Annotated in this window: 16 protein-coding genes; 5 read left to right on the forward strand and 11 right to left on the reverse strand. The window is 61.7% G+C overall.

Going from position 1 to position 20,561, the window contains the following annotated elements:
- Positions 1 to 12 precede the first annotated feature (12 nt).
- Complete coding sequence (gene oxlT / locus F759_RS0116860; protein ID WP_027800900.1) at positions 13 to 1,359, reverse strand: oxalate/formate MFS antiporter; 1,347 nt, start codon at positions 1,357 to 1,359, stop codon at positions 13 to 15.
- A gap of 367 nt (positions 1,360 to 1,726) precedes the next feature.
- Here oxlT and F759_RS0116865 point away from each other — a divergent pair, with 367 nt between their 5' ends.
- Together F759_RS0116865 and F759_RS0116870 are read left to right on the forward strand one after the other, a co-directional pair.
- The gene (locus F759_RS0116865) at positions 1,727 to 2,674 is read left to right on the forward strand and encodes a LysR family transcriptional regulator (RefSeq protein WP_027800901.1); all 948 of its coding nucleotides are present in this window, start codon (positions 1,727 to 1,729) and stop codon (positions 2,672 to 2,674) included.
- A gap of 96 nt (positions 2,675 to 2,770) precedes the next feature.
- The gene (locus F759_RS0116870; RefSeq protein WP_027800902.1) at positions 2,771 to 3,076 is read left to right on the forward strand and encodes a hypothetical protein; all 306 of its coding nucleotides are present in this window, start codon (positions 2,771 to 2,773) and stop codon (positions 3,074 to 3,076) included.
- A 110-nt stretch (positions 3,077 to 3,186) separates the two neighbouring features.
- On the opposite strand, the gene F759_RS0116875 is transcribed toward F759_RS0116870, so the two are convergent.
- The 7 genes from F759_RS0116875 to F759_RS0116905 all read right to left on the reverse strand — a co-directional run bounded on the left by F759_RS0116875 (position 3,187) and on the right by F759_RS0116905 (position 11,623).
- Positions 3,187 to 3,975 (reverse strand): NAD(P)(+) transhydrogenase (Re/Si-specific) subunit beta, encoded by a 789-nt coding sequence (locus F759_RS0116875; RefSeq protein ID WP_027800903.1) that lies wholly within the window; start codon positions 3,973 to 3,975, stop codon positions 3,187 to 3,189.
- 63 nt (positions 3,976 to 4,038) lie between these two features.
- Entirely contained in the window at positions 4,039 to 4,860 is an 822-nt protein-coding gene (locus F759_RS0116880; protein WP_027800904.1) for a fumarylacetoacetate hydrolase family protein, read from the reverse strand.
- 100 nt (positions 4,861 to 4,960) lie between these two features.
- Positions 4,961 to 7,156: an acetate--CoA ligase family protein gene (locus F759_RS0116885; protein WP_027800905.1), complete on the reverse strand. Its 2,196-nt coding sequence runs from the start codon at positions 7,154 to 7,156 to the stop codon at positions 4,961 to 4,963.
- 99 nt (positions 7,157 to 7,255) lie between these two features.
- Positions 7,256 to 8,503, reverse strand: a complete 1,248-nt coding sequence (gene frc, locus F759_RS0116890) for a formyl-CoA transferase (protein WP_027800906.1) — start codon at positions 8,501 to 8,503, stop codon at positions 7,256 to 7,258.
- Positions 8,504 to 8,527: 24 nt separating this feature from the next.
- Positions 8,528 to 10,291: a thiamine pyrophosphate-binding protein gene (locus tag F759_RS0116895; protein WP_027800907.1), complete on the reverse strand. Its 1,764-nt coding sequence runs from the start codon at positions 10,289 to 10,291 to the stop codon at positions 8,528 to 8,530.
- A gap of 416 nt (positions 10,292 to 10,707) precedes the next feature.
- Positions 10,708 to 11,427, reverse strand: a complete 720-nt coding sequence (locus tag F759_RS0116900) for a GntR family transcriptional regulator (protein ID WP_027800908.1) — start codon at positions 11,425 to 11,427, stop codon at positions 10,708 to 10,710.
- Positions 11,405 to 11,623 (reverse strand): hypothetical protein, encoded by a 219-nt coding sequence (locus F759_RS0116905; protein WP_027800909.1) that lies wholly within the window; start codon positions 11,621 to 11,623, stop codon positions 11,405 to 11,407. The genes F759_RS0116900 and F759_RS0116905 overlap by 23 nt, the downstream gene beginning before the upstream one ends.
- A 364-nt stretch (positions 11,624 to 11,987) precedes the next feature.
- Between F759_RS0116905 and shiA the strand changes: the two genes are divergently transcribed.
- From shiA to F759_RS0116925, 3 genes are all read left to right on the forward strand, one after another.
- Positions 11,988 to 13,304 (forward strand): shikimate transporter, encoded by a 1,317-nt coding sequence (shiA, locus tag F759_RS0116910; RefSeq protein ID WP_027800910.1) that lies wholly within the window; start codon positions 11,988 to 11,990, stop codon positions 13,302 to 13,304.
- Positions 13,305 to 13,683: 379 nt separating this feature from the next.
- Positions 13,684 to 15,087, forward strand: coding sequence for an L-lactate MFS transporter (locus tag F759_RS0116920; RefSeq protein WP_027800912.1), 1,404 nt, complete (start codon positions 13,684 to 13,686; stop codon positions 15,085 to 15,087).
- A gap of 10 nt (positions 15,088 to 15,097) precedes the next feature.
- The gene (locus F759_RS0116925; protein WP_027800913.1) at positions 15,098 to 15,226 is read left to right on the forward strand and encodes an MFS transporter small subunit; all 129 of its coding nucleotides are present in this window, start codon (positions 15,098 to 15,100) and stop codon (positions 15,224 to 15,226) included.
- A 73-nt stretch (positions 15,227 to 15,299) separates the two neighbouring features.
- Here F759_RS0116925 and F759_RS0116930 read toward each other — a convergent pair whose 3' ends face one another.
- The 3 genes from F759_RS0116930 to F759_RS0116940 all read right to left on the reverse strand — a co-directional run bounded on the left by F759_RS0116930 (position 15,300) and on the right by F759_RS0116940 (position 20,416).
- Positions 15,300 to 18,158, reverse strand: a complete 2,859-nt coding sequence (locus tag F759_RS0116930; RefSeq protein ID WP_027800914.1) for a YadA-like family protein — start codon at positions 18,156 to 18,158, stop codon at positions 15,300 to 15,302.
- 399 nt (positions 18,159 to 18,557) lie between these two features.
- Positions 18,558 to 18,983, reverse strand: coding sequence for a DUF3830 family protein (locus F759_RS0116935; RefSeq protein WP_027800915.1), 426 nt, complete (start codon positions 18,981 to 18,983; stop codon positions 18,558 to 18,560).
- Between the two features lie 509 nt (positions 18,984 to 19,492).
- On the reverse strand, positions 19,493 to 20,416 hold the full coding sequence (locus F759_RS0116940; protein ID WP_209440492.1) for a helix-turn-helix domain-containing protein: 924 nt from the start codon (positions 20,414 to 20,416) through the stop codon (positions 19,493 to 19,495).
- Between the last annotated feature and the right edge of the window lie 145 nt (positions 20,417 to 20,561).

Below are 20,561 nucleotides of genomic sequence, written 5' to 3' on the forward strand. Positions count from 1 at the left end.
GGCTTGGGCAGCCTACTCGCCGGTTTGCTCAGGCCAGTGGCTCAGCCGCGAGGCCTTGCCGTTACCCGCGACAGCGAGCACGCCTTGCTGCGGCTCGTCCTGCGAGTTGATCCAGCGCGAACGCATCGGCGCGAGGATGAACTTCGCGGACACGCCGGCGGCAATCGTAATCACAGCCGAAACGGTAAACACGAGACTCCATCCACCCGTTGCCGACAACACCGACGCAACCGGAACCAGCAGCGAAGCCGTGCCCTTCGCGGTGTACAGCGTGCCGGCATTGGCCGCCGCATACTTGCTGCCGAAGGTGTCCGCGCAGATAGCCGGGAAGATCGAGAAAATCTCGCCCCAGAAGAGGAAGATCAACGCGGCAAAGGTCATGAACGCATACGGGTTCGTGCCGTACTCCATCATGCCGAGCAACGAAAGCCCTTCACCGATAAAGATCGCAAACATCGTGTTTTCACGACCGATCTTGTCGGAGATGAAGCCGCACAGCGGACGCGTGAAGCCGTTGCACACGTTGTCGATGGAGAGCGTGGCCGTGAGCAGCGGCAACGTTACGCCGAAGATCGTCATCGGAATGCGCGCAAGGCCCCAGTCTTTCGCGATCGGCCCGATCTGCGCCGTCGCCATCAGACCGCCCGCCGCCACCGCCACGAAGGACACATAGATCACCCAGAACACCGGCGTCTTGATCATCTGGCCAGGCGTGAGGTCCAGCTTCGACACGGAGAACTTCTTCTTCGCCGGCGTGTGCTTGCGCAGAACGGGCTTCACCAGCAACATCGCGAGCAGCAGAATCGCGACGCCCTGCAAAATACCGAAGAAGAAAAACGTGTGCTCGTAGCCCGAGCGCGTAATCATGTTCGCAATCGGAATCACGGTCACCGCTGCGCCCGCGCCGAAGCCCGCCGCCGTGAGGCCCGCGGCCAGACCGCGCCGGTCCGGAAACCATTTCAACGCATTGCCGACGCAGGTGCCGTACACCCCGCCCGCGCCGATGCCGGCGACAACCGCGGAGACGTAGAGCATCGGCAAGGTCGTCGCATACGAATTCATGACCCATGCAATACCGGCGCACACCGCGCCGCCCGCAACCACCGGCCGTGGACCGAACTTGTCGACGAGCCAACCTTCGAGTGGGACGAGCCAGGTCTCAGTGAGAATGAAGATTGCGAAAGCCAGTTGAATCGAGGCCTGGCCCCAGTGATGCCGCGCGTCCATCGGCGCGACGAACAACGTCCATGCGTACTGCAGGTTCGCCACCAACGCCATGCACACCATGCCGATGACGAGCTGCCACCAACGGTTCGCCCAGAATACGCGGGCCGTTGTCTGTTGAGTGATATCGTCCATGTGCCTTGTCTCCGCAATTATTTAGTGCAGCCGGCCCAAAGCGCCGTGCTGTATGTGTCCCACCTTATCGTTATGACCCGAAAAGTCTTGCAATTCGGGAATGTTTATATCTGCGTCTTTAAAGCGCTTCCTTTAAAAAGCGTGTTATTCGCCGCCTTTTGGGAAGTTCTTAATTCCGACTATTTCTTTTTAGCTGTCGTTTTCGCCAATCTGCCCGTCGGTCCCGCCACGCCTGAATCCAAGCGTTAACCCGAGTGTGGCGCCGGCAACTTCGCTTTGTTTTACAAACTCATGCTAGGGTCATTGCTGAATTACTAATAATTAAAGTTTGTTATTATGTTGATTCACGTTTGCTTATACATCGGCCATGACGATGCGCAATGCCACGCTGCGCCAATTGAAGGTTTTCGAAACCGTCGCGCGCCACCTGAGCTTTTCGCGCGCCGCGGAGGAACTGCATCTCACGCAGCCCGCTGTCTCCACGCAGGTTCGTCAGCTCGAAGAGCACGCCGGCTTGCCGCTCTTCGAACAGCTCGGCAAAAAGATCTACCTGACGCCGGCCGGCACCGAAATGCTGCATTACAGCCGCGCGATCATTCAGCAGTTTCACGAAGTCGACGAAGCGATGAGCCAGTTGAAGGGCGTCTCCGGCGGCAAGCTCAATGTCGCGGTGATCAGCGCCGGCGACTACTTTTTTCCGCGGCTGCTCGCGGAATTCACGCGGCGTTATGCGGGCGTCGTGCTGAACCTCGCGGTGCACAATCGGGAGGAGCTGTTGCATCAGCTCGCTACCAACCAGACGGATCTCGCGGTGATGGTGCGCCCGCCGCACGAAATGGACGCGACGAACGAGCCGTTCGCACCTCACCCGTATGTGATCGTGGCTGCGCCCACGCATCCGCTCGCGGACAAGCGCAACATCCGGATCAGCCAGTTGGCGAACGAGGCGTTCATCGTGCGCGAGCGCGGCTCGGACACATGGAATTCGATGGAGGAAGGCTTCGCCGGCCGCCTGTCCAATCTGAAGATCGCGATGGAGATCAAGAGCACCGAGACGATCAAGCAGGCCGTGATCGCCGGCATGGGCATCGCATTTCTGTCCGCGCATACGATCAGCCTCGAACTGCAGTTGGGTCACCTCGTCGTGCTCGATGTCGAGAGCTTTCCGGTCATGCTCAACTGGTACGTCGTTCATCGGAAGAATAAGCGCCTGCCGCCGGTTGCCGTGGCCTTCAAGCGCTTCCTGATGGAAGAAGGCGCGAGCCTCATCGAGAAGATCACTCGTGTGAAGGAACTGAGCGTCTATAAGCAATAAGCTATGGAAACCCAATAAAACTTTAACTATTGCAAATCGATCAGTACTTCTATGCTGCAAGCAAGTTCCATCACTTGTCAGCCCAGGAGGCCGATCATGAACCACGCTTCGGTTGCGACTCATGCCAGCGCACGCACAGCCCGCGCTGCCGCCGACCATCCCAACGATCCACATTTGAGCGCGTATAACGCCGCGTTCAGCGATCTCGGCCTGCGCTTTCGCTGGGACCACGCGACACTCGAAATCCTGAGCGAATTCAATAGCGAGGCGGCTCGTATCACCGCTTTTATCGAGCGGTTCCATGCGCATCTTCATCGCGCCTACGACGCCGATTTCCTCGCACAGCTGATTCTGCAGAAGAAAGCGCAGTACTACAGCGAGTTCGCCGGCTCCGGCGAATGAGCGGTTCGGCGGGAATGTGTTCCCGCCTTTCTTTCCGCCTATCCCGGCTTTGGCAGCCTCGACGGCTCGCATTCGTTCCGCTAGCCGATAGGCTCGCGAGGTCTGTGTGTTCATCGTGATCGGCCTCCCGGCTGTCGGATTACCGCGGATCGGCTGGACAGGCGGCGCGTCGAGCGTGCGCGGACCTGTCGTTGCCCGCTGCCGCTGTTATGCCAGCGTCCACGATGACGGTATGCTGCCGCGCGCACCATGCCGATCTCGCGCGCGTCTCCCAGCGCGTCTCCCATTTCAGTCTCGTCTCGCCAGCCCATTGCAATGCCGATGCGGCGTCCATGCACATGTCCCTTCGAACATTCGCGACAGAGCATCACATGCACGCCTAGCGAAGAAGACAGTGCGCTCATCGCTAGCAGGGCGGCGAGTCCGAACGGCTGCGCCGCTTCGGTCACGAACCCGTAGCCAAGCCATCCACATAACAGCAGAGCGATTCCGTTGACGATGCGGTGCCCCGGACGCGCCGCCGCGCGCAACGGCAATACACCACGCAGCTTGCAGAATGCGATCGCCGATGTCGCGAAGATCAACGCGCCGGCGAATACGGCCGTGCAGAGCTCGATTCGCTCGAGAAACGCTTCGGTCATCGACGGTCGCGACGATAGCGCCGACAGATAACGCGCGACGCCGATGGACGCAATCGACAAGCCCACGCCACTCGCCAGCAACGCGGCGAGCGCGGGCCCTCGCGCCAGATTGCGCCGACGCGCGAACCGGGCGCCGGCAACAGCGCCAGCCGCGGCCACCAGCACCGAGCCGAGCGCACAGGCCAACAGCGCGGCAAACGCTGTCTTCAGTGGGACGAACATTCCCAGCCACACGGTACTGTCAGACGCTTGCGACACGCGCGCTCCTCCGTGTTTGTGATGCAGTTCCGCGCGCTTGTGGCCCGCGGATCGGCCCATCGTTCAAACGAGTCCCGCGAGAACGCCTGGTTTAGGCATCTCCGAGCCAGCCGCTTGTGCGGCGTTCAGCGTGTTGCGCAGCGTGCCGATGCCGTCGATCGAAATGGACACCGTCGCTCCGTCCTTGATCGACCCGACTCCCACCGACGTGCCGCATGCGATCACATCGCCGGGTTCCAGCGTGAGGTCCTGCGAGATGAGGCTCACCTGCTCGGCCGGCGAAAACACCATGTCGGAGAGCGGATAGTTTTGCCGCTCGACGCCGTCGAGCATCGTCACAAGATGCGCGCTTTGCCAATCGAAGCCCGAGACGATCGCCGGGCCAATGCAGCAGAAAGTATCGAAGCCTTTAGCGCGACACCATTGCGGAAAATGCGGATTCTCGTTGAGCAGATCGGCAGCAGTCACATCGTTGACGAGCGTGTAACCGAAGATCGCCTGAGCCGCCTCTTCGACATCGGCATCGCGGCAGCGCCGGCCAATTACGATGCCGAGCTCGCCTTCATAGACGATCTTGCCCGCGTAGCTCACCGGCCGCCGGATCGGCTCATCGGAGCCGATCACGGAACCCGCCGGCTTCAGCAGAAAGAGCGGATGCGTCGGCACCGGCTTATCGAGCTTCGCGGCAAGCGCGTGATAGTTGTTCCAGAGCGCGACGATCTTGCCGGGCGCGCACGGCGCGAGCGGCGTCAACGCGCGCGTCGACAACACGGCGCCGGTCGGCACCGGTTGATCCAGACTTTCGTACTCATGCAGATAGCCACCTTCGACGCGGCCGAACACCACACCGCCGTCGTTCGACATGAAACGCATCCACGTATCCATACGCCGCTCCTTGAGCGCTTCGGCACGATCCTCTCGCTCGTCGCAATCGCTATTGCAACGATTGTCGCGAAGAGAACCGTGCCGCCTTACGTTAAGTGCGTCAGATCAACCCGGCACCGCGCGCCCACTGATACTTCGCACCGAGCACCGCGACGGGAATCTCCGTCGAATACGCATACGCCGGGACACCATGCGCGTACAGATACTCAGCGGCCTCCTCCACCTGCACGTCGCCCGCGAGCGACGCGACAATCGGCTTCTCGATTCCGCGCGCTTTCATCTCTTCCTTCACCTCGACCACGAGTCGCGCGAACACCATCGGCGGCGTGATGATCGTGTGCCAGTAGCCGAGAATGATCGCGTGAATGCGCGGGTCTTCGAGGNCGAGACGTATCGTGTTCTGATACGTCGACGGCGGCTCGCCGCCTGTGATGTCGACGGGATTGCCCGCGGCGCCGAACGGCGGAATGAACTTGCGGAATGCCGTGTCGAGATCCGCGGGCATCGTCATCAGCGACAGGCGGTTGTCCACGCACGCATCCGACAGCAACACGCCCGAACCGCCCGCGCCCGTGATGATCACCACGTTCTCGCCCTTCGGCGTGGGCAGTTTCGGAATGCCGCGCGCGAATTCAAGCAGGTCGCGCAGTGAGCGCGCGCGGATCACGCCGCATTGCTTGAACACGTCTTCATAGATGCGGTCGTTGCCTGCGAGCGCACCTGTGTGCGAACTGGCAGCGCGCGCACCGAGACTCGTGCGGCCCGCCTTCAACACCACGACCGGTTTTTTCTTCGAGACACGAGCCGCCGTCTCCGCGAATGCGCGACCGTCTTTCAGATCCTCGCAATGCTGCGCGATGATGTCGGTGTTCTCATCCTGTTCGAAGAACGTCAGCAGATCGTCCTCGTCGATATCGGACTTGTTGCCCAAGCCCACGATTGCCGATACGCCCATCTTCGCCGAACGCGAAAAGCCGATGATCGCCATGCCGATACCGCCGGATTGCGACGACAACGCGGCCTTGCCCTGCACATCGTACGGTGTGCAAAACGTCGCGCACAGGTTCTTCGGCGTGTAGTAAAAGCCGTAGATGTTCGGGCCCATCAGCCGAATATCGTATTCACGCGCAATCGCCACGATTTCCTGCTGGCCTTCCACATTGCCGGTTTCGGCAAAGCCCGAAGGAATCAGAACCGCGCCCGGAATGCCTTTCTTGCCGACTTCGGTCAATGCACCGGCGACGAACTTCGCGGGAATCGCGAACACGGCGACGTCGATATCGCCGGGCACGTCCAGCACGCTCTTATAGGCCTTGCGTCCCATGATCTCGTCAGCCTTCGGGTGGATCGGATAGATCTCGCCCTTATAGCCGCCGTTGATCAGGTTCTTCATCACCGAGTTGCCGATCTTGCCGTCTTCCGCCGACGCGCCGATCACGGCAACGCGGTCCGGCTTCATGATGCGGTTCATCTGCCGCACGATGTCTTCCTGACTCGGCCGATAGCGTTCGACGGGCGGCGCAAAGTCGAGCACGATGCGCACGTCGGCCGCAATCGCGCCGCGCTTGCTCGCAAACACCGGGTTCAGATCGAGCTCCGAAATTTCAGGGAAGTCGGACACGAGCCGCGAGACGCTTTCGATCAGCCCGGCTAGCGCCTCGCGATCGACCGCCTCGCCGCCGCGCACGCCCTTGAGCATCTCGGCAGCGGCAATGCCGTCGAGCATCGAGCGCGCGTCGTCGCGCGTGGCTGGTGCAAGGCGGAACGTAATGTCCTTCAGCACTTCGACGAGCACGCCGCCGAGGCCAAACGCAACCAGCTTGCCAAACGACGGATCGGTCACCGCGCCGACAATCACTTCCTGGCCGCCGCCGATCATCTGCTGCACCTGCACGCCGAGCAAGTTGGCCTGCGCGTTATAGCGCTTCGCGTTCTCCATGATCGTGGTGAAACCCTGCACCACATCAGCGGCATTTTTGACGCCGACGAGCACACCGCCCGCTTCCGTCTTATGAAGAATTTCCGGCGAAACGATCTTCAGTACGACCGGAAAGCCGATCTCTGTTGCGAATTGCGCGGCTTCGGCCGCAGTCGTGGCGAGCGCCTCTTTCGGCACCGAAATGCCGTAGACGTCGCACACAAGTTTGCCTTCGGGCGCGGTGAGCGACGTGCGGCCTTCCGCTTTGGCGTGATCGAGAATGTGCCGCACGACGTCCTTGTTGGCGACCTGCGCGTGGTCGTCGGGCGTATGAGCGGTGCCGCGTTCCTTCAGTGAGAGCGTGTCTTCGTATGCCATGTCCTGCCGTCTCCAATGCGGGTTCGAAAGGCGCCGCCCGGCACCGCGCTCACCTGGATGGCGAGCGGCGGGCGGCTTGCACTACGTTTTTCTATGCGCCTAGATGGCGCCGGCGGTGCGCAATGCGCTGATCTGCTCGGGCGAATAGCCGAGTTCCGCCATGACTTCGTCGGTATGTTCGCCAAGCAGCGGCGAACGCTTCACTTCGGTAGGGCTGTCGGACAGTTTGATAGGATTACCAACGGTCAGATATTTGCCGCGCGTCGGATGATCGACCTCGACGATCGTGCCGGTTTTGCGCAGCGAGGGCTCCTCGGCGATCTCCTTCATCGACAGAATCGGCCCGCATGGAATGTCGTACTTGTTGAGGATCTGCATGGCCTCGAACTTGGTCTTGGTCATGGTCCAGCGTTCGACCTCCGCGAAGATGTCTTTCAAACGGGGCAGACGAGCAGCGGGCGTCGCGTAGTCGGGGTCGGTGGCCCACTCTTCCTTGCCGATCACGTTGCAGATCTTGGCCCACACCGGCGCCTGCGTGATGAAGTAGATGTACGCGTTCGGATCGGTCTCCCAGCCTTTGCACTTCAGAATCCAACCTGGCTGACCGCCGCCCGACGCATTGCCCGCGCGCGGCACCGCTTCGCCGAACTTGCCGTTCGGATACTGCGGATACTCCTTCATCACACCGGTGCGTTCGAGCCGTTGCTGGTCGCGCAACTTCACGCGACACAAATTGAGCACGCCGTCCTGCATCGCAGCGAGCACGCGCTGGCCGCGGCCCGTCTGTGTACGCTGATAAAGCGCGGTGACGATGCCGAGCGCGAGATGCAAGCCGGTACCGCTATCGCCGATCTGCGCGCCGGTCACGACGGGCGGCCCGTCGTCGAAACCCGTGGTGGAAGCCGCTCCGCCCGCGCATTGCGCGACGTTCTCATAGACCTTGCAGTCCTCATACGGGCCAGGACCGAAGCCCTTCACCGACGCGACGATCATGCGCGGATTCAATTCCTGAATGCGCGCCCACGTGAAGCCCATGCGATCGAGCGCGCCCGGAGCAAAGTTCTCCACCAGCACGTCGCATTTCTGGATCAGTGCCTCGAGTACCTGCTTGCCTTCGGGGTTCTTCGTATCGATCGTGACCGAGCGCTTGTTGTGATTGAGCATCGTGAAGTACAAGCTGTCCACGTCCGGAATATCACGCAATTGTTCGCGCGTGATGTCGCCGGCGCCGGCCCGCTCCACCTTGATCACGTCCGCGCCGAACCACGCGAGCAATTGCGTGCAGGTCGGGCCCGATTGCACATGCGTGAAATCGAGAATGCGCACGCCGTCGAGTGCTTTGCCCATGTCTTGTCTCCTGAGGTGTCCGTATTACTTGTACATGGTCTGGTTCTTCGTGCCCGGCGCGTATTCGCGCGGGTCGACCCAGATGTTGACGACTGCCGAGCGCCCGGTGCGATGAATCGCTTCGCGCGCACGCTGCAATGCGCCTGCGATCTGCGCAGGATCGCGCACTTCCTCGCCGTGGCCGCCGAGCATTTCGGCAAACTTGCTGAACGGCACATCGCTCAGCAGATTGCCGACGTTGCCACGCTCGTCGCCGTATTTGGCAAGCTGGCCGTAGCGAATCTGGTTCATCGCCGAGTTGTTGCCGATCACCGCGAGGTACGGCGCGCCGAAGCGGTTGGCCGTTTCCATGTCGAATGCGGTCATGCCGAACGAGCCGTCGCCGTAGTAGCACAGCACTTCTTTCTGCGGATGCGCGATCTTGGCCGCGAGCGCGAAGCCGGTGCCGACGCCGAGCGAGCCGAGCGCACCCGGGTCCATCCATTGGCCGGGACGGCGCGGGCGAACGGCTTGGGCGGAAATCGTTACGACGTCGCCACCGTCGCCGATATAGATGGTGTCGTCGGCGAGAAACTCGTTGAGTTCGTAGGCAACGCGATACGGGTGGATCGGCGTGCTATTCGACTTGAAAAGCGGCATGAGCTTTTCAGTCGCGGTTGCTTCGGCGTCCTGCAATTGCGCCATCCACTTGCGGCGCGCCTGGCGCTTGTCGTCCTTCAGGCGGCCGCTCGCGGCTTGCAGCACAGCGGCGAGGATCGCACCCGGATCGCCAACCAGACCCAGATCGATGTCGCGATTCTTGCCGACCGTCCGGTAGTCCATGTCGATCTGCACCAGCGTCAGTTCCTTGCTGATGCGCTTGCCGTAACCCATGCGGAAATCGAACGGCGTGCCGACCACAATCAGAACATCCGCATTGGCAAACGCCTGCGAGCGCGTGCGGTCGAAGTGATGCGGATCGCCCGGCGGCAGCAGGCCCCGGCTCGCACCATTGAAATAGCCGGGAATGTCGAGGCCGCGCAGCAATGCGATCGCTTCTTCATGGCCGCGCGCGGTCCATACCTGCTGTCCGTAAAGAATCGCGGGGCGCTCGGAATTGACGAGTATGTCGGCCAGTTTCTCGATGTCGCGCGGATCGCCAATCGATTTCGTCGATGCACGATAGTGGCCCGGTTGCGGCACGACCGCGCGCGTCAGATCGACTTCGCGGTCCAGCACGTCACGCGGAATTTCCAGGTAAGCAGGACCGGGCGCACCGTTGAAGCACTCGCGAGCGGCCATCGAGATCATGTCCGCGACGCGCTCGGTGCTCGATACGCTGGCGGCAAACTTCGTGATCGGCGACATGATGTCGACGTGCGGCAAGTCTTGCAGCGAACCCATCTTGTGCTGCGTCAGCGCGCCCTGTCCGCCGATATGCAGAACCGGGCTCTCCGAGCGGAACGCCGTCGCGATGCCCGTCACCGCGTTCGTGCAACCGGGGCCGGCCGTCGTGACCACGCAGCCGAGCTTGCCGGTCTGACGCGCATAGCCGTCTGCCGCGTGCGCCGCGACCTGCTCATGGCGCACGTCGATGATACGAATCCCTTCGTCCACGCAACCGTCGTAAATGTCGATGATGTGGCCGCCGCACAGCGTGAAGATCGTATCGACCCCTTCGTTTTTCAGCGCCTTCGCGACCAGATGGCCGCCCGAGACGATGCCTGCGTTGCGCGTCTTCTGCTTGAGCGTGTCTTCCGCCGTGGTGCTGCCCGTGGCTGGGTTCAGGGATGAAACAACTGCAGACATGGTCGTCTCCTGGTCAATCGGTTGTGCAACGGTTATCGATGAGCGTCCCGTTTCGGGGTTACGCCCTTTCAGAACATGTTGCCGGCCTTGTCACATACGGTATGTGATATATCAGTTTCAAGCAAGGACGATTTCACGGTTCCGCTACTGCTGTGTGTTTGCAGGTAAGCGTTGCTGGGTACGGCAAAGCGGCTACTTCAACGCCCGCAAAGCTCCTCGTTTCGAGGGAAAACACTGACTCGTTTCGAGAAACGCTCAGTGTTGATATATCACATACCACATTTCACCAGACGTCAAGCGCGGTATATCCCTACCCGGTAGGCCAAAAAAACAAAAAAGCCCGCGGTGTGAGAACACCGCGGGCTTTTGCCTGCTTCGTTTGCGACCGCCGGGAGCGGCCAATGCCTATTCAGTCATCAGTCGAGAAAATCGCAATTCTTTTCCACGAACGCCGCGAGGTCGAGCGAATGCTGGCGCGTGAGACGCTCGGCCAGTTCGGTGTCCCGCTTCTCCAACGCCTCGATGATGCGTAGGTGATCGACGATCGACCGCGAAGCGCGATCGCTCTGCGAAATTGTCATGCGCCGGATAGCGCGCACGTGGATAAAAATATTCTTGATGGTGTCGAGAATGATCTGCGACTTCGACAACTCGACGATCGCCTGGTGAAACGCGATGTTCGCGTCCGAATACTCGGCGATGTGCTCAGCTGGGGTGCCGTCGCGGAAATTGTCGAACATGTGCCGCAAGCGGGCGATTTCCTCGTCGGTGGCGCGCTGCGTGGCGAGGCGCGCAGCCATGCTTTCGAGCGCGGCCCACATGTGAATCATCTCGACGATCTCGCGCTTGCTCTTGCGCACGATGTAAATGCCGCGGCGCGGCACCATGCGTAGAAAGCCTTCCTGCTCGAGCAGGGTCATCGCCTCGCGCACCGGCGTACGGCTCACGCCTAGCGTCTCGCTCAGCACGCGTTCGTCCAGACGGATTTCGTCGCGCGTCTGGTAAATGTCCGCGTCCGCGATGGCCTGACGCAGCATCGCATAAGCCTGATCGCGCAAGCTCGCGCTTGCGCCGATAGGCTGCAATGACAACGTCAAAGGTGTTGCCACTGCTTCAGTTTGAAGTTCCGACGACATTCATCGCCTCTGGTTGAACGTGCATACGATAAGGCGCCGGCGCTTCGGCGCGCTGCTCACTAAGGCCGACGAAGCGGCCATGTTGCGCTGCAAGCTGCGCGATCGGCAGTGGAATCCAGCGGGCCAGAAGAACGGTGGCCGAACAACCCAAGCCCACAACAGCGGCACCCAGCAACGAAAAAGACACGAGTTCCATTTGTAGCTCCAGACAATTGAATGAACGAATGACTCAATTGTATGTTGCATCGCCGCAAACGTCAATATTCGGTATGTAGTATATCAGTCACTGTTGTTTTTGTATCGTGCTCTAACGGTAGCACGCACTGCGCCTTCGCGCGTCGTCGTCCTTTAAACTCACCGCGCTCCGTGTATACGCGGAAAACGCGCGGTATGCGCGCAGAAGCGTCCGCTCATCGCGCAATTTGCGCTGAGTGCGGATTGTGTGACGCCCGCGGCGTCTTTAATCTTCCGCACATCCTGCAACTGATCGGCCACGCTGGCCCGAGCCGCAAACGCCGATCTGATCGAGCCGTAGTCCGAGAATCCAAGGAGACACCGTCATGAGCACTACCATTTCGCCGGCCACAGCCGCCGACAGTCGCACGGCGCGCAGCCGGGCACGCAAAGCCGCGCTCGGCAGCTTCGTCGGCGCTGTTGTCGACTGGTATGACTTCCTGCTGTATGGGATTGTCGCGGCACTCGTCTTCAACGCGGAGTTCTTTCCCAAAGTAAGCCCGGCAATGGGCACGTTGGCGGCCTTTGCCACGTTCGGCGTGGGTTTTCTGTTCCGCCCGCTTGGCGGTTTCGTGTTTGGCCACTTCGGCGATCGGCTCGGCCGCAAGCGCATGCTGGTGCTCACGGTGATGATGATGGGCCTTTCCACCGCCGCAATCGGTCTCCTGCCATCGTTCTCCACCATCGGCTGGTTGGCGCCAGTGCTGCTCGTCACGCTGCGCGCAATCCAGGGCTTCGCGGTCGGCGGCGAATGGGGTGGCGCGGCGTTGATGGCGGTTGAAAGCGCGCCGGAAAAGAAAAAAGCCTTCTATAGCAGCGGTGTTCAGGTCGGCTACGGCGTGGGCCTCGTGCTGGCGACCGGCCTCGTCGCGCTGATCAGCCGCTCGATGGACAACGCGTCGTTCATGAGCTGGGGCTGGCGCCTGCCGTTCCTCTTCAGCGTGGTGCTGGTGCTAATCGCGATGTGGATCCGCTCGAGCATGGAAGAATCGCAGGAGTTCGTCGAGAGAGTCGGCACGCACGGCGAGCGCAGCGTGCGGCTGCCAATCGTGGAAGCGCTGTTGCGCCATCCGAAGGCGTTCCTGCTGATCATTGCGCTGCGTCTTGCCGAACTGTTCACGATGTATATCGTCACCGCGTTTGCGCTCAATTACTCGACCGCGAATCTGCACATGCCGCGCGAGTTTTTCCTTACGATCGGTTTGCTGGTCGGCGCCGTGAGTTGCGTGACCATTCCGCTCTTTGCGATGCTCGCCGACCGGTTCGGCCGCCGCCGCGTGTATATCGTCGGCGCGCTCGTCGGCATGTTCAGCGCCGTGCCGTTCTTTCTCGCCCTCGAAGCACGCTCAACCGTGTGGATCGTGGTGTTTGCCGTGATGCTCGCGAACATCGCGCACGACATGGTGGTGAGCGTGCAGCAGCCGATGTTCACCGAGCTTTTCGGCACCGAGTATCGCTACAGCGGCGCGGGGGTTGGCTACCAGGTGGCGAGCGTGGTGGGCGGTGGCTTCACGCCGTTCATCGCGGTCGCGCTGGTCAGTTTTGCCGGCGGTTCGTGGCATCCGGTGGCGGGCTACCTCGCGATCGGCTGTCTGATCTCTGTGCTGGTGGCCGCAAAAATGAAGACGGGCCGCACTGTCTGAATAACTGATCGCGATTGAAAAAGGCCGGCGTGGCGATGCAGCCACGGCCGGCTTTTTTGACTTCCACGCGGGCCTGCTTGCGCTGCACGTCGCTGCACCTCGCCTTTTACCCGATATTTGGGATCGCCTGCCGCGATCTGGCGGTTCTCAGTCGCATTTCCTCGGGCAATGCCTTATGCATTTCTATCTCATATTGCCAACCCAAGTCCGCCGCCCTATCGTTCGACCAAGCAAGTTCCTTACGGAATTTGCGCACGCTCATATGAAACGCAGCCGCATATATGAGCGCGGCATCGATTGGCAATTCTCACGCTGCAAACACTAAAGCATTCGGTCTGATGCGCCGATAACAAAGACTTCGCTTCCCGGGAGACCGACCATGAGCAGTATTACCGAGCCGCAGCACAACCGAGGCTCCGCACGATTCTTTTCGAAAGAAGCCACCATCGCAAAGCCGGGTTTTTCCCGCTGGATGGTTCCACCTGCGGCACTCGCCGTTCACCTCTGTATCGGCCAGGCGTACGCGTTCTCCGTGTTCAACGGCCCGCTGACCAAAGTTATCGGCATCACGCAATCCGCTCCCGATGACTGGTCGCTGACCTCTCTCGGCTGGATTTTCTCGCTGGCGATCGTGTTCCTTGGTCTGTCGGCGGCCTTCGCCGGCAAGTGGCTCGAACACGTCGGCCCGCGCCGCACGATGTTCACCGCGGCATGCTGCTTCGGCGGCGGCTTCCTGATTTCCGCGCTGGGCGTGTATCTGCACCAGATCGTGCTGCTGTATCTCGGCTACGGAGTGATCGGCGGGATCGGGCTCGGCCTCGGCTACGTGTCGCCGGTGTCGACGCTGATTCGCTGGTTTCCGGACCGCCGCGGCATGGCGACCGGCATGGCGATCATGGGCTTCGGCGGCGGCGCGATGATCGCGGCGCCGTTGTCGGTCGCGCTGATGAACCACTTCCGCAGCGCGACGAGCATCGGCGTGGCTGAAACGTTCATCGTGCTCGGCATTGTGTACTTCATCTCGATGTCGATCGGCGCGTCGGCCATTCGCGTGCCGCCGGCCGACTGGAAACCGGCAGGCTGGACCCCGCCGCAAACGGCCCAGCAAAAGATGATCACGCGAAACCACGTGCACATCGATCAGGCTCTGAAGACGCCGCAGTTCTATCTGATCTGGCTGGTGCTGTTCCTGAACGTGACCGCCGGCATCGGCATTCTCGGCCAGGCTTCGGTGATGATCCAGGAAAGCTTCAAAGGCACCGTGACGGCTGCCGCCGCAGCCGGCTTCGTTGGCCTGCTGTCGCTGTTCAACATGGGTGGCCGCTTCGTGTGGGCATCGGCTTCGGACTGGATTGGCCGCAAGAACACCTACTTCATCTTCTTCGCGCTCGGCGCCGTGTTGTACTTCCTCGTGCCGAGTTTCGCCGCATCCGGTCATATGGCGCTCTTCGTGCTGTCCTACTGCATCATCCTCACGATGTACGGCGGCGGCTTTTCGACGGTGCCCGCCTATCTCGCCGATATGTTCGGCACGGCGTTCGTCGGCGGCATCCATGGACGTCTGCTGACCGCGTGGGCCGCGGCCGGCGTTGCCGGCCCGGTGCTGGTCAACTACATCCGCGCCTATGAAGTCGCGCACGGTGTGGCCAAAGCCGACGCCTACACGATGACGGTTCACATCATGGCCGTGCTGCTGGTAATCGGCTTTATCTGCAATCTGTTGGTCAAGCGTGTGGACGACAAGCATCACATGACCGAAGCACAAGTCGCCAAAGGCGCATAAGGAGACTCGCATGTCGACCATTGAACCCGTGCACCCGACCAACAAGGTCAAGCTCGCTGTCTTCTGGCTATATGTGATGATTCCCCTGGCATGGGGCGTGTACAACACACTCTCGCAAGCAATGAAGCTTTTCCAGTAAGCGCACCCTGCACCCCGCCGTTCTCACGGTGGGGTGTCCGCGATCGGCAGGTCCGCTGCGCGGCTTCACCTGCCTACCACTGATACGCGGCGCCGGCGCCGACGGAAGTCGTCACTGAACTGATGCCCGCGCTGAGCTTCACCTTGAAGTTTTGCGCGACGCGCGCCGACAGGCCCACCGCCACCGCCTGATAACCCATATAGCCCGCCGTGCCCACGCCGATTGCGAGGTTCTTCGTCGCGTCGACCTCAGGGACCATGTTCATCGCCATTGACGACGCCGTTCCCGCATAGGCGCGCCGCGCGAGGTCGCCCATGCCGCCCTGGAACTGCTGCATGTTGACCGCGTCGCCCGGCGCCTGCCCCGGCGCGAGGTTGGTGATTCGGCGTTCGTTGCCCGACGAGCCTACGGAAACCGTATTCGGCTGATCGGCGATCGACCCTTCTCCAAGCGCGACCGTGTTCGCAGCCGACGCTTTCGCGCCGCCGCCTAAGGCGAGCGAACCGCTGCCGGTCGCCTGCGAAGCGTCTGCGGAACTGTTGACCGCCATGTAGCCGGTGCCACTGGCCGTATAGTTCTTGACGGTCTGATCGATGCTGCTGATCTGCTGGTTGGTTCGCCACAGTTGCGCGCCGGTAACCGCATCGCTGCTGGTTGCCGAAACTTCGCCGGTCTTCAGATTGGTCAGCCGCACGGTCGGCGCATTCGCCGTTGTGCCGCCGAGCGTCACCTTGTCATGCGCCGAACTGTCGTACTGAAGCGCATTCGCCACCGTGCCGCCGATGCGGCCGACCGTGCTTTGCAAGCCGGCGATATCGCCGCTGTTCTGCGTGACGCGGCCATCCAGATTGCCGAGCGCGCTGCCGACAGTGTTCACCACCTGCCCACCCACTTTGTACGACGGCGCGCTGATGGAGCCGTCGGCATTCACCGTCGAGCCGCCGCCAAGCGCCGTAGCCGTGCTCGCTGCTTGCGCGAAGAGTTGCGAACCGTTGACCGCGTCGGTGCTGGTCGCGTTCAGCGAGCCGCGCGCCACACCGGTGACGACGCGGTTGCCCAGCGTGCCCGCCACGCTGATCGCGCGGCCGTCCGTGTTTGCACCGATTCTGATGACACGCGAAGCCGGATCTTGCGTCGCGAGGCCGATGCCGCCCGTGTCGAGCTGCTGCTGCAACGTGGTCAGCCCGTTGTCGAGCGAGCCGAGCGCATCGCCGACGTTGTTCTGCGTGCCGCCTTGCACATGGTACGAAGGTCCGGTCACGGAACCGTCGCTACCGATTTGAGCGCCGCCGCCGAGCCCGGCCACTAGCGGGCTGAACTGCGCAAAATTGATCGCTGACGTGTCCGTGCGACCCGCCGCGACGCCGGTCAATTGCCGCGCGCCGCCGGTGCCCGTGAAATCGACGCGCGCGCCATTCGTATCCTGCCCGACGCTAATGATGCGCGAAGCCATGTCTTGCTGGACCAACCCGATCTCGCCGTTCGTGAGCTGGTTCGCAACGTTCGTGAGGCTGCCCTCGAGCGTGGCGGTGCGTGTGTCGAGACCGGCGATTTTCGTCGTGTTGACGCTCACCCGCTGGTCGAGGCTGGCGACGTTGGCCGCGTTGGTGCCGACGCGTTGATCGAGGTTCGCAATATTGCCGCTGTTCTGCGCCACCGCCTGATTGGTCGCGAACAGTTGCCCGCCGTTCACTGCGTCCACGCTGTCGCTCGTGAGATTCGCCGCGCGCACGTTGGTCACGCGAACCGGCGCGCCAGCGTTGCCGAGCGTCACGCTGTCGTGCGCCGAAGAATCGTATTGCATCGAATCGGCCGTGGCCGCTGTAATCGACGTGGCACTCGCCGTCGCACTCGCCGCCGTGCTGCTTGCCACGCTCGTCGTGACGGCTGCGGCGAGCGCCGATCCGACGTCGCCGTACGTATGTCCGCCGATGTTATAGACCGGCCCATTCGCCGTGCCGTCCGCATTGACCGCCGACCCGCCGCCGAGCGCCGCCGCCACACTCGCAGCGTTGCCGTACAACTGCGCGCCGTTCACGGCGTCGGTACTCGATGCGCCGATCGTGCCGCGCGACAATCCGGTCACCGTGCGGTTGCCGTTCAATCCGGCCACGCTGAGCCGAATGCCTGTCGAGGACGGCGCGACCAGAATGTCGCGCGTTCCGAGATCCTGTTTAACGAGGCCGATGCTGCCCGACACGATCTGCGACTGCAGCGACGCGATGCCCGTGTCCAACGAAGTCAGTGCATTGCCGACAGTGGTTTGCGTGCCCGACTGCACGTTGTACCTCGGCCCGACGGTCGAGCCGCTGGCGCTGACCGACGCGCCGCCGCCTAGCGTCGACACGACCTGCTTGAGTTGCGTCAGATTGACCGCCGACTGCGGGCTCGTTCCCGCCGCGACGCCTAGCAGTTCGCGCGGCCCGCCGAGTCCGGTGAAGTCGACGTAGCGGCCATCCGTGGCTTGGCCGATGGCGAGATTGAGCGTATCCAGATCCTGCCGGACCAGCCCCACCTGACCATTGTCGATGTTAGCGGCGAGGCTGGAAATGCTCGCCGAATTCTGCGAGACCGCGTCATTCGTCGCGTGGAGTTGCGCGCCTGTTACCGCATCGGAGCTGTACGCGGTCAGTGCAGCTTGGGCGATGTTGGTCAGCTTGACGGGTGTGCCGGAATTGCCGAGCGTTGCGGCGTCGTGCGCTCCGCTATCGTAGAACATCGCGTCGGCGACATTCGCGCAGCCGGCAGGCGGACACTCCTGCGCGCCGGCCGGCTGCGCAAACGCCAGCGCGCCGAGCAGGCCCGCGCCCGCGGCCGCCAGCGTCCGGCATACCGAAGCGCATTTCGCGCCCCCGCTTTTCGCCGCTTCGGATGCCGCCACGTAGACGCGTCTTGCTTCATTCCATACGGCTTTATAGATCTTGTTCAACATTCCTCCCACTCGTAATCAATTAACTCTCGCCAAGATTTTTCTTATGCCATCCTAAGTATTACTTCGAATCAACGGACTTAAGACGCAGCGCCTTGACCTGGCAATAAGGTTCGAGCGCCGAGTGTGCAGCCGCTCGCGGGGTTCGCGAATACGATTAATCCTAAAAGCGAATTTTTCGCTTGAATTAGCTAAAAGGCATAATGCGATTCAGACGAAAACTGCCAAATGTCTTAATCCGCAATGCGGACGTTTAAGCGGCTTTAAGCCCAACGCTTAGAGTGGCCGAGAAGCGGCTTAGAAAAAATACGAGCCAGTCGATGCTGGCTCGTAGTGATAGATCGCAAGATGGGGGATGCCGCGCCAGGATACGCGCAACTCAGTGACGAACGCTGACCGCGCTCAGATCTTTTCGAACAGCACGTCTTGTGCGCCTTCCCACAGCACCTTGACGCCGACTTCGCGCAACTTCTCCTTGCCCTCGACGATGGTCAAAAAGTGGTTGCCCGCAAGCTGCCCCATCTTGCTCGCGAAGCAGCACGAGCCATAAGCGATCAGAATTTCGGTTTCGCTATAGCCGCCCGGATAAAACAGAATGTCGCCGACCGACGGATGGCTCGTGTGGTTTTCGAAGCCGACGGCCGCGCCGCCGTTCTCCAGCTTGAACTCGCCGAGCGGCACCCAGCAGCCTTCGCCGCTCCATCGAACGTGGATGATTTTCTGGCGGTACGGCAACAGCTTCAGAAAGGCGGCCACGGTCTGCGGCGCGTCGGGGTTCGTTTCGGCGATAAAGACGTGGCCGCAGGAGGTGATTCGAAGTCGGGTCATTGCGAGGTATCCGGTATGTCGGTGAATGAGAAAGAGGATGGTCGGTCGGATGCGGCTCGGACGCGGCTCGGGCCAAGCCGTGGGCTGGTCATTCTGTCGTCCTGTGCAAGGCTCCGACAGATACAGTTGGCGCAGAGCCGGTCAGTCCAGTTCGACCGGCAATGCGCGGCGCCGATCGCAGCGGGCGCAAGCGCGGGCGGCACCGTCATGCCAGCTCTAGCCTCAGTCGCGCCACGAAAGTTCGTAGTTTGCAAGCCGCGCAATGCACAGCACACTTCGAAAGGTGCGTGATTCCTACAGATGGCCTTCCGGCTTCGCCTCTTCTCGCATGGCGCAATCCGACCGGCCGCGAACCCAAAGCGCAAACGGAATGCGCAGCGCCGCCAGGCATCGCGGGGCGCGCTCACATCCGCGAGTACTCGAGCGCCGTCCCTCACCGGCTGTAGCCGGAACCCCGCCTGCGGCTGAACTGCCCGTCTGCCGGCCCTTGCCGCCGCGCAGTCCGCAAGTCAGCCGCGCAGCCGGTAAGCAAGCGGCGTCACGCCGTAGTCACGCTTGAACTGCACGGAGAAATGACTGGCATTGTCGTAACCAACCGCAATCGCAATCTGCAATACGGTCTGATCGGTCGAACGCAGCAGTCTCGCCGCTTCCTCGAGCCGCAAACGCGTCACATATTGATGCGGCGTTTCGCCGGTTTCGCGGCGGAACACGCGGGCAAAGTGGAAGCTGCTTAGACGGGCTTGGGCGGCCAGCTCGCCGATCGACAGGTCCGCGCGAAGGTTAGCGCGAATGTAGTCGGTGACACGGCGAATGCGGCGCGGCACCAGCCGTTCGGGTTGCGCCGGCGGCGCCGCCCCTGCTTGCCGCCCGTGCGAATAATGTTGAAGAAGATGCGCGGCGAGTGCATGAACCAGCGTATCCACATAAAGTCGCGAGTCGACCGGGTCACTGGCGGCGCGATGCAATGCACCAAGCATCGCGGCAACGAGCGGATCGTGGAATCGCATCGCGTCGCCGAGCGACAGTTCGCGGCGTGCCCCACCGAGCTCCATCTGATCTGCGACGCTGTCGATCAGGCTGCGCTCAATATGTAAATGGACGGTCGACAGCGGCTCATCGCTGATCGAACGCCAGCGCCAGGACACCGGCGCGGGCGGCACGTACCAGACGTCGCCCACCCGCAGTTCGGCGCTTTCCCAGCGCCCGTTCACATTGCGCTCGAGATGCTCGGCGCCGCTCGCGAGCGTCATCAGCGTGAGGTCTTGTAGTCCGGGCGCTTCAAGCAGCTCCTGCTCGTCCGGTTCGAGATAGGAGCGCAACACCAGGTGCCGCCACGGGCGATCCACGCTCGACACCAGTTTTTGGCCCGCCATGTAGCGGTCGTAGGCAAGCGTCGTTGTCAGCTTTGGAATTCGTGTCATCACGTCCATTCCCGAGGAGGTGCCGTATGCAAATGAGAGAACCGTGTCATACCCGCGTTGCCGGTCGGCTGTCAGCGCAAGATCTCGAAAATGATAGCAAGGAACCGGCTACCGCAATTTTTGGAAATAGCTAATCATTCAGGTTGTCGTCTTT

The organism is Paraburkholderia dilworthii (assembly GCF_000472525.1).
GTDB classification, from domain to species: Bacteria; Pseudomonadota; Gammaproteobacteria; order Burkholderiales; family Burkholderiaceae; genus Paraburkholderia; species Paraburkholderia dilworthii.